This window comes from Andreesenia angusta (genome assembly GCF_001855385.1).
In the GTDB taxonomy this organism is placed as follows: domain Bacteria; phylum Bacillota; class Clostridia; order Tissierellales; family Gottschalkiaceae; genus Andreesenia; species Andreesenia angusta.
Genome location: NZ_MKIE01000009.1, coordinates 32,460 through 45,086, shown reverse-complemented (window position 1 = coordinate 45,086; position 12,627 = coordinate 32,460). Strand labels below are relative to the sequence as shown.

Here is a 12,627-nt window from a genome sequence, read left to right as displayed (position 1 = left end):
CAAACACCTGCACTTGCGGGTTTTTCAATGTCTTTAGCTATATCCCTACAGTCTCTCCATTTCTGAGCTTCGTCCTCATCTCGGATACAAGCTTGTCTATCGCTTCAAGCTCTGAAAGCCTGGCCTTTTCTTCTGGACCTGTCTCTATTATACTTTTTATTCCGCCGTTCTTTATGACTATCCTCCTGTCGGCCATAAGGGCGAGACTAGGGTCATGGGTGGCCATAAGCACTATCTTCTCTTCGTTTACAAGTACGTCTAGCGCCTTCTTTCTGTCTATACCGGCATTCTCTATTTCGTCTATAAGCACTATAGGCGAAGTGCTGAGTATGGCTGTGTCCGCAATCATAAGGGCTCTAGACTGCCCTCCGCTAAGGCCTGTCACAGCTGTATCCAAGCTGAACTTCTCGCCTGCAAGTTCGTTTGCGGCTTCAACTATTCTCTGCACCATTTCCTCCACGTTCTCCACCAGCCTGCTCTTGGCGTGTAGCTCCAGAAACTCCCTTACGGTCAGGTCCATTACAAAGTTCATGTTCTGCGAGAGCTGGGCTACAAGCTTGTTGCTTGTGGAAAACCTGTTGCTCTTGTCCGGAGTTTCTCCGTTTACAAGTATCCTTCTCTTTGTAGGGGTGTCTCCATCCGCCGCCCACTCTATGTCGGCAAGCAGCCTGCTCTTCCCAGACCCTGTAGGCCCCACTATCGAGACTATCTCGCTCCTCTTTATGGTGAACTCTCCAAAGCTTTCAGTCTCTCCGCTCTTGTTCACTCCGGCCAATATCGTAAGGCTCTCTACCTTGTCTTTTTCAAGCCCAAGAAACTCAACCATCTGGGAGATATACTCGGCCAGGTCCTCTTCCAGCTTTTCCGTATCTATGGCCCACTCGTCTATCTCCTCTAGCGTGTAGCTGTTCAGATACTCCCTGAAGCTCATATCTCCAATGGATTCTAGGTCCAGCTTGTTGTCCTCAAAGAACGAGTCCACAAAAGGGTATTCGCTTCTTAAATCCGCTATTTTCTTTGAAACTATCTTCTCTCTATTTATCATCTTCATCACCTAGCTCTATTTTTCTGACATTTCCCATCTGGTAGTCGTCTCCTATTCTCGTCTCCCCGAGGCAGTACGAGCAGAGCGCCGAAGGCATAGGGAATCTCAGCTCCTTACCCTTCACAGTCTCTATCTCGTTTTTCTTATCCCGAAGCAATGTGCTGAACTCGAAAGCCCCTTGACCGGTAAGCCCGTTTACATGGATTATTACGGCCTTAGGATTCACCGAGTTGACTCTAGAGGCGAATACCTCTCGCTCAGCCTGCGAGACTATGTCCCCTTTAGTTATCACAACTATGTCCGCTGTCTTCAGCATAGGACCTATCTTTTTAGGGGTGTTTATTCCGCTTAAGTTGTCTATCACACACACCGACACTATGTCTTTTATATAGGGCGAGCATCTGTTGCAAAGCCCGGCGCTCTCGGTTATGAGCATATCCAGCTCCTGATTTATGCCCCAGTTCACCACTTCCTCTATATTGCTCACAAAGTAATGGTCCGGACAGAGAGAACCTGAAAGGCCTTTCCTCACAGGCACTCCGGCCTTTCTGTAGAGCTCGTCGTCGTCTGTATAGAGGCAGTCGAACTTCACCACTCCCACCTTGAGCCCTTTCATCTTTATCGCATCTATGGTCTTCAGTATCACCGAGGTCTTGCCCGACGAAGGCGGTCCCGAAACTGTCACAAGGTTCATCTAAATCTCCCCCTTCACTGCTCTGTTGAATATGTCTTCGCAACTCGCTATGAGCTTGCCTATGTCATTTGAATTTATGAAATCCCATCCTACCCACATAAACTTCTGGGTCTCGTCAAGTTTGTTGTCCACTTCCGGATTCACGCTAGGAAATCTTCCGTTGTGGGAAAGTATCTCTCCCACCTCTTTCGAGGCGAAGAAGTCCACAAGCGGCTTCAGCTTTTCGCTCTTTTCGCTCTTGCTCAGCATAAATATAGGGCTTATTATGGCTCCGTCCTCCGGCCACACAGGCTCCATAGGGTCGTTCTCTCTTATCATATTGGTGAAGAAATAAGGCATTATCGTAACCACTGGCTTATCGGAGCTCTTTCTGTACGACTTGACCATCTCCGCTGGGTGCATGCTGGACTTAAGTATCCTGCCTAACTTCACCACCCCGTCTTCTCCGAAGTTCTTGTAGACTGCTAGAAGTATGGAGTTGAAGAGGTCGAAATCGGCTATAGGAAGGCTGACGCTGTTGAAAAATTCATCTGAGAGCAGTTCCTCCCAGCTCTTCGGTATCTCTCTTCCGTCAAGCTCCTCTGTATTTACAAGGAAGACCGCCGGCACTACACCTACCATAGAGTAATGTCCGTCTGGGTCTCTCAGGTTTATCTCCTCGTTTTCAAAGTCCGAGTTGTATCTTTCAAATCCTGTTATGTCTTTGAAAAGCTCGCTGGACCTGTACTTTCCAAAGAGCTCTTTGTCGAAAAACAAATCGAATCCAGCTGAAATAAAGAGGTCTGGAATCGACTCCTCTCCCTTTTGCTCTAGCGACTCGATCAACCATCCCAGTCCGCTTGAAGCGGCCTTCAGCTCGTGCTCTATTTCAAACCCAAGCCCTTCCGAGTTTTCAGCCAGCCATTTTTCAAAGGACTCCATAAGCGGAAACTTCACAGGGCATGGAAGCACACCTGCTATCTTTACGGTTTCACCACTACCGCCGGTGCTTGTCTCTTCTCTGCTCTCTATTCTCTCTAGGAGCTGCTCTGAAAATCCCTCTGCGCTTATCTTTTTCAGCATAAGGGCCTTTTCAAGCGTTATATGCTTTCCAAACTTCGCCCGCTGCTCTGCATCTGCCATATTCTCAAATCCAATTGAAACTAGAAGCTCTATGGCCTCTGGATGTTTTTCAGTTATCTCGTATAGGGTGTCTTTTATGCTAAAATACCTATTCTCCATTCAATCCATCTCCTTGCATTTTTCTTATAGCTATATACTATCAGCTTTGGCGATGAATCTGCTATGATTTTAATCACATATAGAGTATGACTTAAATCACATTATATCCATGGCGGAATAGATATGCTTTCTACTACAAGCTCCCCTGTGTACTCTTTTGAACTGGGATTTTCAAATCCAACTTTAGGGTACTGAAGAGTCACTGTCTTGTCTGCTTTTACAGCTACACCCATAGGCTCTCCACTGTCTCCATTCAGCCCTGATGGAATATCCACTGAAACCTTGTATCCCTTGCTTTGGTTTAAAGACTCTACCATATCCCTATAAAGCCCTTTTACTTCGCTTGAAAGCCCTGTCCCAAATATGGCATCTACGATAACTTCACTTTCCATCACAACGCCTCTTGCATGCTCCAGCTTTTCTTCAGAGTCGCTATTTTCTCCAAATAACTCTATAATCTCTATCTCTTCATTCTCCGGATTCTTATTCTTAGACAGTCGCACTAAGATTTCGAAATTTGTCTTTGCATCCCCTTTCAGCTTACTAGAAGAGCCTAGCAGCACCACACTTACACTCTTGCCCTCTATATAGAGATACCTCGCCACTCCCAGCCCGTCTCCGCCGTTGTTCCCAGCTCCCGCTATAACTGTATACTTGTCTCTGTCTCTTGGAATATGCTTTAGCACCTTCAGCACTGCATTTTCCATAAGCACTATCCCAGGTATCCCGTAGTCCTCTATCGCTTTTCTGTCTATCTCTCTCATCTCTTTCGCTGTAACATATCTCATATCTATCACCTCATTTTGTTTCTACCCACCAAATCTCTGTACAATTAAGAAAGTCTTAAGAAATAGCCTCGCTTTTCCTTAAGAACTCTCTGATATATTTGAATTAAAGGGAGGTGCTGACTGTTGTGCTATAATCTACTTAGAATAAAACTTGGAGGTAACGGAATTGAAAATACTTGCTTGCGACGACGACGCTGAAATACTGGAAGCACTTAATATCTATCTCTCTAACGAAGGCTACACTGTCTTTAAAGCTTCAAATGGAGCTGAAGCCCTGAAAGTGGTCTCTGAGAACGAAGTGCAGCTTATAATAATGGATGTGATGATGCCTGTTATGGATGGGCTTCGAGCTGTCATGAAGATCCGGGAGTCTCAAAACATCCCGGTGATAATGCTGTCTGCCAAGTCGGAGGACACCGACAAGATAATGGGGCTGAACATGGGGGCAGACGACTATATGACAAAGCCATTCAACCCGCTAGAGCTGATAGCCAGGGTGAAGTCCCAGCTCAGAAGGTACACTTCGCTTGGAAGCCTAGAGAAAAAGACCAGCGTCTATACAACTGGCGGACTTTCCATAGACGACGAGCAGAAGTCTGTGTCCGTAGACGGCGAGGAAGTCCAGCTGACGCCTGTGCAGTACAAGATACTGCTCTTGCTTGCATCTAATGCGGGGAAGGTCTTTTCGATAGATGAAATATACGAAAGTGTCTGGAATGAAACTTCTTTCAGCTCCGAAAACACAGTGGCTGTACATATAAGAAGGATAAGGGAGAAGATAGAGATAAATCCTAAAGAGCCAAAATACTTAAAGGTGGTGTGGGGAATTGGATACAAAGTCGAAAAGCTTTAGCCATTCGCTCTTTGCAAAGGCGCTGGCGTTTATAATTGCCATAGTTTGCTTTACAGGGGCGATTTACAGTTTTATAGATATGGTTTCAAATAATAGGGTTGGGCTTGATTTGCTCTTTAAAGACAACTACTATGAAAGTCAAAATTTCACAAGTGATATACAAGATGTGGTCTCTCCGCTTCAAAACCTCTCTAGCTACAAAAGCGAGGAGAATATAAAGAGCGGTGGAACTGTCACCGACGGTAAAATCTCGTCTAAAAAGGATGTACTTTATTCGGATTTCGAGATGAATTCATCCTCATATGATCCTAACCTAAGCTACGAAGAGAACTATGCCGTATTTGAAAAAGTTGAATCTGAAAAAATAGCCAAGCTGAAAGATGAAGTTATCTCAGATGATCTACATGCCTTTAAACTGGGTATGGAAGCTCTGAAAGAAGCTGTTTCTGAAGGTCTGCTTTACTACTATAGCGATGGCGAAGTCATATTTTCCAATACAGATTCCATAGAGGCAGACGATTTCAAATCATATCCTCTGTACCTAATAAGCGAGCGAGGCATAACTAATGTCTACCCTTTGGAAGCTGAAGTCGCCTTGAATAATTTTTCGAACAATTTTGGGCTATTCTCTGAACAAGGTTCTTCAACTATATATATAGCCTTTAAAGAATCTGCTCTTGAGAAGAAAACCTTGGAGTTTGAAAAAAAAAGAGACAGTTTAAGAGAAGATTCATTGAAAACAGCTGGCTTCCTGATGGGTCTGTTCGCCTCTTTTATATACTTATTGGTGGTAGTTGGTAGAAACAGCTTTAAGGACGATTCAGTCCATTTAAGCCGCTTCAATAAGCTCTACAACGATATAAATCTATTTCTATGCTTTACGACTGTAGGGGTCTGGTTCGTCATAATGCAGGATTTTTTCCGAAGCGACAGCTTGAAGATACTGATGGTTCCTACAGCCTTGTTGGGCTCTATAGGGCTTCTCTTGGTGCTCTCTATGGTAAAGCATATAAAGAACAGAAGCTTTTTAAAACACACTCTAGTTTATACGCTTGGCTCTAAGTTCTTCGGCTTCTTTAAAAGCGTATACAACAGCGGGTCCGTGGCGGTAAAAGTAGTATCTGTAGCCATAGCTTATCCGCTCCTTGTCGCCGCAACCTTCTTTATGTTCCCAGTGACCATAGGCCTTGGAGCTTGGTTTGCCTACAAAAAAGCCAAGGAATTCCTGGCTGTTTCAGACGGGGTTTCTAAGATAAAGAGCGGAGACATACGTCACACAATAGAGCTTTCCGGTGATGGAGAGTTCAAGAAGCTCGCGGACGATATAAACAGCCTAAAGGATGGGCTTGGCGCAGCAATAGAGAGCGAGCTCAAGAGCGAGCGGATGAAGACTGAGCTTATTACAAACGTATCTCACGATATAAGGACTCCGCTGACCTCTATAATCACATATATAGACCTGCTGAAAAGCGAGAGCGATCCGTCAAAGCGTAGCGAGTATATAGGTGTGCTTGAACAGAAGTCTCAGAGACTTAAAACACTTACAGATGACTTGTTTGAGGCGGCAAAAGCCTCTAGCGGAAGTATTCCCGTGGAACTTCAGAAGATAGACATAGTCTCCCTCTTGAAGCAGGGCTTTGCAGAACTTGACAGCGGCGGTAAGAATCTAGAGTTCAAAGTTGACTCCAGTTTCGAGAATCTATTTGTCATGGCAGACGGAAAACTGCTTTGGAGGTCTATAGAGAACCTGCTTTCCAATGTATTCAAATACGCCCTCCCAAACTCCAGGGTATATCTGGACTTCTCTGAGTCCCAAACAGATGTATTCCTCACTATAAAGAATATCTCCTCCTACGAGCTGAATATAAGCTCCGAGGAACTTATGGAGAGGTTCAAGCGAGGAGACGAGTCTAGGGCCAGCGAGGGAAGTGGACTTGGGCTTTCCATAGCCAAGAGTCTGCTTGAAGCCCAGCATGGAAGCTTAGTCATTGAAATAGATGGCGACCTGTTTAAGGCCATAGTGAAAGTCCCTAAATACAGCCAATAAAAGACCTAGCTAGTCAGATATCCTCTGATTAGCTAGGTCTTGGCTTTTAATACCCAAGTTCGTCTAGTACCCCGTTCACTTCGTCTTTGACTCCGCTTTCCACGTCTAGGTATACGAAAGTGTTCTCTATAGTGGAGATAGCCCTATACCTTCCATCGCTGTTCAATGTGTATTTTGCAGAGTTCTTTCCGCTTACATCGGTCTCTGTAGCGCTTGATCCTTTCTGGGCCTCAAAGTTGGCCTTGTTCCCATTGTAAGCCTGGGCCGCCTGCTCTATTGTCTCCATCTCATAGAACTCTATCTGGTAGCTGTCCTTTAGCGCTATGTAGACCTTTTTCACTCCTTCTGAGCCCTCAAACTGAGATGTCGCATCCTGCACCTCGTATCCCTTTTCCTCCATCTTACTCTTGAACTGGTCGGATGTAAGCGCAGTCTTTTCCCCACAGCCAGCCAGCGCAAACATCATGATTGCAAAAACAGATAATAGCATAATCAATTTCTTTTTCAATTTAATCCCCTCCCTTGTACGGATTTATACCTCCTGATAGACTCTTATAAACAATTTTTATGGCCAGAGAGCCAATATATCGGCCGTACTGCATAATATAATTTCAACGCAGTATCTTATTTGGAAGAAAGGTGAACACAATTTAATTCCTACAAATACATCGGAATATCTTAATATATATTGAAAAATGCATATTTATGTTGTAGAATGAAAATGTTTTCATAAATGAGTTTTTCGTGAAAAGCAATATATTTTAAGAAATGGGGGAATGAATTTGTTAAAGACAATAAGGGGAAAGCTTATAGCACTTATCGTACTGCTTATAGCTGCAATAGTTTTTTTAGGTCTGTTTTCCACAAATAGTCTAAAAAAGGTAAACGAAAAATCCACAGAGATTTCTAGCATATGGATACCAAGAATAATCCTAGCTGAGGAGCTAAACACGCTAACTTCTGACTTCAGAGTCAACGAATACGGGCATTTAGTTGATTCCGACAGCGGTGCTATGGCAGAGAGGGAAAAGATCATGGAAGAGCTGAAGTCCATGATAGACAGCAGGCTTTCAGAATATGAAAAAACTCTTTCTGACGATAGTGATAGAGAGCTTTACAAAAAGGTAAACGATGAGTGGAACAGTTATCTGCAGACTCATCAAAAAATAATAGAAGCTAGCAGATCAAACGATGAAAACGCCGAAAAGCAAGCCGGGGCCCTAATGACAGGAGAAGCAAAAGCCTCTTTTGATGAACTTTCGGGAACTTTGCTTCAGATAGTGGAGTTTAACAAGGACATGGCCGCTAAAGCAAATACAGATGCCGACGAGCTATTTGAAAGCACTGAAATGATATCTATAGCTATAATAATAGCTTTATCCGTGATTTCTATCATTCTAGCTACGATCATAATATCCAAGATAGTAAAGTCGCTGAACATCTTGAAGCAAGAACTAACAGTGCTTGCGGAGAGCGGTGGAGATTTGACTCAGGAAATCGTGGTCGACTCAAAAGACGAGATCGCAGATCTGGCCAAGGCTGTAAATATGTTCTTGTCTAAACTAAGGTACACTGTGCAAAGCGTCAAGAATGCAACTGAAACTACTGTAAAGGTAAACGGTATAATAGAGGCGAGCCTAGACGAGCTAAAGCTGAACATAGAAGAGGTTTCGGCGACGACAGAAGAGCTCTCCGCTGGAATGGAAGAGACAGCCGCTGCCTCTGAGGAGATAGCTGCTACTACAAAAGAGATAGAGCGAGCTGCCGAGTCGATAGCCAGCAAGTCCCAAGAGGGGGCCATAGCCGCTGGAGAGATAAATGTAAGAGCTAGAGAGACAAAGGCAATAGTGATAAAGGCCCAGAGTAAAGCAGACGAGATATTTGTACAGACCAAGTCTGAGCTAGAAGAGGCCATAGCTGAGTCCAGAGTGGTGGATCAGATAGAAGTACTGTCTCAAGCCATAATGGACATAACTTCTCAGACTAATCTGCTGGCTCTGAATGCAGCCATAGAGGCCGCAAGGGCTGGAGAGGCTGGCAAAGGCTTCTCTGTAGTGGCCGAGGAGATCAGGAAACTGGCACATCAGTCTGAAGAAAGCGTAAACCAGATACAGAATATAACTGGAAAGGTCATGAGATCTGTGGAAAACCTGTCTGACAGCTCAAACAAGCTGCTTACATTTATGTCTGAAAACGTTTCAAACGACTACAAGACGCTTATAGACGTGGCTGAAAAGTACAGCGAGGATGCCTACTTCGTAGACAGCCTTGTGACAGAGTTCAGCTCGACTTCCGAGGAGCTGCTGGCATCTGTTCAGGATACGATGCAGGGCATCGATCAGGTTGCAAGCGCCGCGAACGACGGGGCCGAGGGAACTACAAACATAGCCGAGAAGGTCGCAAATGTGGACCACAGCACAAACGAAATCGTAGTAGAGATGGCAGACAGCAAAAAAGCTCTAGATGAGCTAAATCAAGAGCTGGATAAATTTATAGTATAAGAATAAAGGTCTTGGGAACCCCAAGACCTTTATCTTTTACCACCACTTGTCGAACTTGTCTCTGTCTTTATAGCCCAAATAGATATACAGCTTTCCATCATGGTCTCTAAGCCTTATAAACCTGTCAGACGATTCAAACTCGGTAACACTCTCGTCGTCCATCTTGCTGTAGGCGTACTCAGCTTCGTCTCTAAAGTAGAACTTCAGAATCTCATCAAAGACAAGCGGTATCTTTTCTGATCTCGGTACATCCTCGTACTGCCAGTCCCTTACCACTATGGATACCTCGTAGATGTCTGGCCTATCTCTGTATACCCCTATTGGATTGCTCAAGCCAGGAACTCCGTCCCAGTTTCCGCTTCTGTCCTTTTCAAACCCAAGCTCTTCTATCAATACATCCATATTAGACTCATGGCTTTCGCTCCAAGGAGTCTTTATCTCTAGCACTTTGTCCTCAATCATAAGGGCTACTATAGAGCTCACCTCTGCACGGCTTATTGGCTCGTCAGGCTTGAAAGTCTTGTCTGGGTAGCCCTTTATATACCCAAACTTCGACACCGCCTCTATGCTTTTTTTAGCCCAGTGGCCATTTACGTCTTTAAATTCCACAGCTTTGCCATAATCTTTTATCTCTCCGTTTTTCTTTAGATAGTTGTGCACCATCGTGACGAATTCTGACCTTACGATATTGTTTTTAGGCTTGAAAGTCTTGTCTGGGTAGCCGTTCACTATGCCTTCAAGATAAAGGTGCTCTATATAGGGCTCGCTCCAAACTCCTGATATATCCTTGAGCTCAACCGAACCGGTCTTCTTTTCTCCCACATATTCAGATACTATCTTGCTCGCCTCTTCCCTCGTTATATCCTTATTCGGCTTGAACGTTCCATCGGGATAGCCGCTTATTATGCCCTCGCTTATAAGCAGTCCTATCCTTTCCTCAGCCCAATGACCTCTTATGTCCGACGTCGCTTCCGCTTTTTGCTGCACAGGTACAAGCCCTATGCTTAACGTGGCCAGAAGTGCAATCGCAAATTTGCTTCGCTTTAACATTAAAAAACTCCTCTCATTTCTGATATATACTATTATATCTTACCACCACATTAACTCTTTTGCCATGATTTTTGTTACAAATAAAACAAGAGGCCTATAGGCCCCTCACTTTCTAACTGTTCCCTTATTTATATTTACATAGTATCGCTTGCCCTGTTTTCTGCTCTCCATAAGTTGGTCTATCAGCTCCTTGTACTCAGAGTCATCCGATATCCTCTTATGGCTCTCCAAGAGATATAGATTCTTTGTCTGTGGCCTTTTTCTGTAAAGCATGTTGTGTATTATCTGCTTTGCGTATTTAAAGCTCTTGATATGAGTATGCCCTTCTCCAAATTCCAGATTTGTATTGTGGACTATATGCCCATTTCCCACTCTGTAGATATTGAAGTTCTTCATGCTGAAAACTACCAACAAAATCATCTCCTCATATTTAATTTTTTATTAAATCGAGTATCTCTTGACTTTATTTTGACTTATTTCAGCGAAAAAATGGTTATAGAAAAGTTAAGGACCGGTTACATCTGTATTAAAAAACCCCTTAGAGCTTGTCTAAGGGGTGTCATAATCATATTTTAAATTATATTATGTTTATGTTCTCTGCTTGAGGACCTTTAGCTCCTTGAACTAGGTCAAAGCTAACTGCTTGTCCTTCTTCTAGAGTTTTGAATCCTTCTTTGTTTATTTGTGAGAAGTGTGCGAATACGTCTGCTCCGTCTTCTCCTGTTATAAATCCAAATCCTTTTTCTGAGTTAAACCATTTTACTGTACCGTTCATTGTGATACCTCCAAAAATTTTATTATTTTAATTCCAGTAAAAAATGTTGCGTTTGAAATTTCTGAAGTGTACCTAATGAAGTTTGAATCTCAGAAATTGTGTAACATATATTATTTTTACTTTTGAATTAAGCTTATAAATAATGATACCACATACTTCTTTTAAAAGCTACCTTTTTTTAAAATTTTCCAAGAAATAATTTAATAAGACCCTGAACTAAAGGTTTTTTCAAATTGTAATCCCTAGTTTAAAAGTATATAATTGTATTAATAAGAAGTAATAATTCTTTGGAAAGAGGAGATATCCAATGAAAAATAAAATAGTATCTCTGATTATAGCTTCTCTGGTCTCGGTTCTGCTCATTCTGGGCTTTTCCCTGATATACAAAGAGCAGATCGATTCTGTCTCAAAGCAGAACAGGCTTTTAGCTGTTCAAGAGCTTACAGTCTATAGCGACAGAGTTCAAAGCATAATAAACACCAGTCTTCAGTATGCGGAGTTTATAGACCTCTTGGTTACTACAAACCCCGACATTCCAGAAGAGACTTTTGAGAAGTATTCAAATTTGATATTGAAAGACCACACTATCATAAAAAACATAGCCATAGCTCCAAACGCCATTGTGAAGCATATCTATCCGCTTTCAGGAAGCGAAGCCGCTCTCAATCACGACTTGCTTTCTGACAGCGAGCGACGCCCGTTCGTCAAGGCTGCAATAGAGTCTAAAGAGTCCGTAACTCAAGGTCCTGTCAAAGCAAAGCAGGGCGGGTATTTGGTATTCAACAGAAAGGCCATATTTTTAAATGAAAACAGCAAGTTCTGGGGACTTTCAGTCATAACTATAGATTTCGATGAAATAATAAAGAAAATAGGACTTGCCCCTGAAAAAAACGGCTACCTGCTTGCACTTAAAGCTAGAAAGACTGACGGCAAAAATGACTTTATATGGGGAAACCCTGAAGTGTTTGACAAGGACTACCTTGGAAAAAATATCTCACTGCCAAATCAAACATGGGAGCTCGCCATATACCCCGTGGAAGGCTGGGCTTACAGGGAAAATCACTCTAATGGCATCGTCTATTTTTTCTATGTGATTGTGGCAATAGCCTTCTGCTTTGTGTACTTGACGGTAGAGCACTACCAGAGCAAGATAACCCTCTCAAGGAAAGATCCTTTGACGGGAACTCTGAACAAGATGTCTTTTCAAGATTTTGCAAAAAAGCAGCTTTTGAAGAGCAAGAAACGTCATGCCATATGTGTTATAGATTTGAACGGATTTAAGGAAGTAAACGACACTTTTGGACACCCTGTAGGAGATGCCGTTTTAATAGAAATAGCAGATAGGATAAAAACAACCCTTAGGAGCACAGATCGTGTCTCTCGGTTTGGTGGTGACGAGTACATTCTTTTTTTAAATGACTTACGTGAAGAAAAGAGTCTGAAACTTGTCCTAGACAGAGTCAACAGCATCACTGAAGAGCCTGTAGTGGTAGGCGACATCGAGATTGAAACTAAATTTGCCCTAGGCTATGCAGTCACACCTGACGATGCGGCCACCTACGAAAAGCTCTACGCCATAGCTGACAAGAGGATGTACAAGCATAAAGAGTCTCTAAAGAACTCAAAAGAAAATAGCCAAGATTAATAAGAAAT

General features: G+C 43.1%; 12 protein-coding genes. 4 read left to right on the top strand and 8 right to left on the bottom strand.

Annotated features, from left to right (window positions below; translation table 11 throughout):
- Positions 1-37 precede the first annotated feature (37 nt).
- From EUAN_RS09720 to EUAN_RS09705, 4 genes are all read right to left on the bottom strand, one after another.
- Positions 38-1,051: an ATP-binding cassette domain-containing protein gene (locus EUAN_RS09720; RefSeq protein WP_245674483.1), complete on the bottom strand. Its 1,014-nt coding sequence runs from the start codon at positions 1,049-1,051 to the stop codon at positions 38-40.
- The gene (locus EUAN_RS09715; RefSeq protein WP_071064107.1) at positions 1,035-1,739 is read right to left on the bottom strand and encodes a GTP-binding protein; all 705 of its coding nucleotides are present in this window, start codon (positions 1,737-1,739) and stop codon (positions 1,035-1,037) included. Before EUAN_RS09715 ends, EUAN_RS09720 begins: the two co-directional genes overlap by 17 nt.
- Positions 1,740-2,960 (bottom strand): ABC transporter substrate-binding protein, encoded by a 1,221-nt coding sequence (locus EUAN_RS09710; RefSeq protein ID WP_071064105.1) that lies wholly within the window; start codon positions 2,958-2,960, stop codon positions 1,740-1,742.
- A gap of 101 nt (positions 2,961-3,061) precedes the next feature.
- A complete protein-coding gene (locus EUAN_RS09705) occupies positions 3,062-3,748 on the bottom strand; it encodes an NAD(P)H-hydrate epimerase (RefSeq protein ID WP_071064103.1) in 687 nt (228 codons plus the stop codon).
- 166 nt (positions 3,749-3,914) lie between these two features.
- On the opposite strand from EUAN_RS09705, the gene EUAN_RS09700 reads away from it, so the two are divergent.
- Together EUAN_RS09700 and EUAN_RS09695 are read left to right on the top strand one after the other, a co-directional pair.
- Positions 3,915-4,601, top strand: a complete 687-nt coding sequence (locus tag EUAN_RS09700; RefSeq protein ID WP_071064101.1) for a response regulator transcription factor — start codon at positions 3,915-3,917, stop codon at positions 4,599-4,601.
- The gene (locus EUAN_RS09695) at positions 4,576-6,648 is read left to right on the top strand and encodes a sensor histidine kinase (RefSeq protein WP_071064099.1); all 2,073 of its coding nucleotides are present in this window, start codon (positions 4,576-4,578) and stop codon (positions 6,646-6,648) included. The genes EUAN_RS09700 and EUAN_RS09695 overlap by 26 nt, the downstream gene beginning before the upstream one ends.
- A 46-nt stretch (positions 6,649-6,694) precedes the next feature.
- Here EUAN_RS09695 and EUAN_RS09690 read toward each other — a convergent pair whose 3' ends face one another.
- On the bottom strand, positions 6,695-7,156 hold the full coding sequence (locus tag EUAN_RS09690; RefSeq protein WP_084655887.1) for a hypothetical protein: 462 nt from the start codon (positions 7,154-7,156) through the stop codon (positions 6,695-6,697).
- A 274-nt stretch (positions 7,157-7,430) separates the two neighbouring features.
- On the opposite strand from EUAN_RS09690, the gene EUAN_RS09685 reads away from it, so the two are divergent.
- A complete protein-coding gene (locus tag EUAN_RS09685) occupies positions 7,431-9,149 on the top strand; it encodes a methyl-accepting chemotaxis protein (protein ID WP_071064097.1) in 1,719 nt (572 codons plus the stop codon).
- A gap of 36 nt (positions 9,150-9,185) precedes the next feature.
- Here the strand turns inward: EUAN_RS09685 and EUAN_RS09680 are convergent, their stop codons facing one another.
- From EUAN_RS09680 to EUAN_RS09670, 3 genes are all read right to left on the bottom strand, one after another.
- Positions 9,186-10,199: an S-layer homology domain-containing protein gene (locus EUAN_RS09680; RefSeq protein WP_071064094.1), complete on the bottom strand. Its 1,014-nt coding sequence runs from the start codon at positions 10,197-10,199 to the stop codon at positions 9,186-9,188.
- Between the two features lie 105 nt (positions 10,200-10,304).
- Entirely contained in the window at positions 10,305-10,595 is a 291-nt protein-coding gene (locus EUAN_RS09675; RefSeq protein ID WP_169817376.1) for a hypothetical protein, read from the bottom strand.
- A 181-nt stretch (positions 10,596-10,776) separates the two neighbouring features.
- Positions 10,777-10,974 carry a cold-shock protein gene (locus EUAN_RS09670; RefSeq protein ID WP_071064090.1) on the bottom strand — a complete coding sequence of 66 codons (198 nt, stop codon included), beginning with the start codon at positions 10,972-10,974 and terminating at the stop codon, positions 10,777-10,779.
- Between the two features lie 307 nt (positions 10,975-11,281).
- Here EUAN_RS09670 and EUAN_RS09665 point away from each other — a divergent pair, with 307 nt between their 5' ends.
- Entirely contained in the window at positions 11,282-12,619 is a 1,338-nt protein-coding gene (locus EUAN_RS09665; protein WP_071064088.1) for a diguanylate cyclase, read from the top strand.
- Positions 12,620-12,627 lie beyond the last annotated feature (8 nt).

Excerpts from the sequence above, each read along its gene's own strand:
- EUAN_RS09675 (WP_169817376.1), bottom strand. The coding sequence starts at position 10,595 with ATGAAGAACTTCAATATCTACAGAGTGGGAAATGGGCATATAGTCCAC.
- EUAN_RS09715 (WP_071064107.1), bottom strand. The coding sequence starts at position 1,739 with ATGAACCTTGTGACAGTTTCGGGACCGCCTTCGTCGGGCAAGACCTCG.
- EUAN_RS09710 (WP_071064105.1), bottom strand. The coding sequence starts at position 2,960 with ATGGAGAATAGGTATTTTAGCATAAAAGACACCCTATACGAGATAACT.
- EUAN_RS09665 (WP_071064088.1), top strand. The coding sequence starts at position 11,282 with ATGAAAAATAAAATAGTATCTCTGATTATAGCTTCTCTGGTCTCGGTT.
- EUAN_RS09670 (WP_071064090.1), bottom strand. The coding sequence starts at position 10,974 with ATGAACGGTACAGTAAAATGGTTTAACTCAGAAAAAGGATTTGGATTT.
- EUAN_RS09720 (WP_245674483.1), bottom strand. The coding sequence starts at position 1,051 with ATGAAGATGATAAATAGAGAGAAGATAGTTTCAAAGAAAATAGCGGAT.
- EUAN_RS09680 (WP_071064094.1), bottom strand. The coding sequence starts at position 10,199 with ATGTTAAAGCGAAGCAAATTTGCGATTGCACTTCTGGCCACGTTAAGC.
- EUAN_RS09705 (WP_071064103.1), bottom strand. The coding sequence starts at position 3,748 with ATGAGATATGTTACAGCGAAAGAGATGAGAGAGATAGACAGAAAAGCG.